The sequence below is a fragment of the Mesorhizobium sp. P5_C1 genome (assembly GCF_054049815.1).
The window spans coordinates 1-1,199 of record NZ_JBFULQ010001015.1 but is presented as its reverse complement, the minus strand read 5'-3'; the positions used below and the strand labels follow the sequence as shown (position 1 = coordinate 1,199).

The window sequence follows — 1,199 nt, the reverse complement described above, 5'->3', positions numbered from 1 at the left end:
CAAGTAGGGTGATGGACGGAGAGGTCCCATACGATGCCGTGGCATTTAATATCGCTACCATCCGTACAGACCCACTAGCGGATATCGAGTTTGTAGTGGAGGGAGCGAGTGATGGGTTCGCTGGAGTTACGCAGTGGGCGGCTACTTACAGATGTAAACTGCGCGGCCTGGACATCGTTAGCGTCGATCGAAAAGACTATTACGCGATAAATTAGAMAGCGCGAGGCTGAGGCGCTAAGGGCCTACCCCAAGGGGGGGAAGTCCGTCCGCTGCCATGTAAATTTGAGCGTTCGCATGACCGACCTTTTTTGCTGGTCCGGTCTAGCGCCCCATGCGGGTAAGGAAGTCATATATCGCTTGGTCCAGTATCTCCGAAGGATCATTGGCGAAGTCACGCACTGGCGAACCTTCCTTGGCCTGAAGCTGGCGTTGGGCCTGGCGAATCGCCAACATCTGTTCCAAGTGCGTATCGTGTAAAAGCACGAACAGCTTCCCACCCTCCCGCATCGCCCCGAACGCAGCCAACTCCGCATTTTCATGTGGCACGGTGCGGCTGACAAGGAAACAAACCGACCGCAAAGCCGCAGCGTTCACATAGCGTTCTGTCGAGTAAATTTGGCTTGGGGTGATGCCATCGGAATAGTTCTTACACTCGAATATGATGGCCCTGGTCCGAAAGTCTCTTGTGAGCGTGTCCCAGAAAGGATGGCCAGCCCGCACCCGGTAAACAAGGTCCAGGATATCGAGCCCGTCCTCGGTGCGGCTCTGGGCACGGGGATCGACCAGGTAATCACCAAACAAGTAGGTCACGATTTCCTCTACGAGCGCCTCGTATGCCTTAGCGTCGTCCCGTCCCGCACGGGTGCCCCGAAGCTTGTCTCGTAAGGCATCCCCCTCAAGCGGACCTTCTTCAGAGAAGCCGAGCCCAGCCTCGCCAAATTCGAGATAATCGCCAGTCGGTTCGGAGAAGCCAGGACTGCCCACCGAGCCGGACTGTATCGACCTTTCTGAAAGCCCCCGAGCGGCTTCGCCAATCTCCTCTACGCCGGCCAATTCATCGAAGAACTGTTTAAAACGATTAGTCAGTCGAACGCGTTTCCCTCGGAGCCTTCTTAATTCTAAGTCAATCTGCTCGCGGTCCCATATGTCGATCTTAAAGTCTCTCTCCAGCCACTCGCGGTGAGCGGGTTCGACGATAC

Annotated in this window: 1 pseudogene; it reads right to left on the bottom strand. The window is 55.8% G+C overall.

Features of this window, described 5'->3' with window-relative positions:
- Positions 1-321: 321 nt before the first annotated feature.
- Positions 322-1,199: pseudogene (locus tag ACXJ7R_RS33505) on the bottom strand (hypothetical protein); the annotation flags it as partial.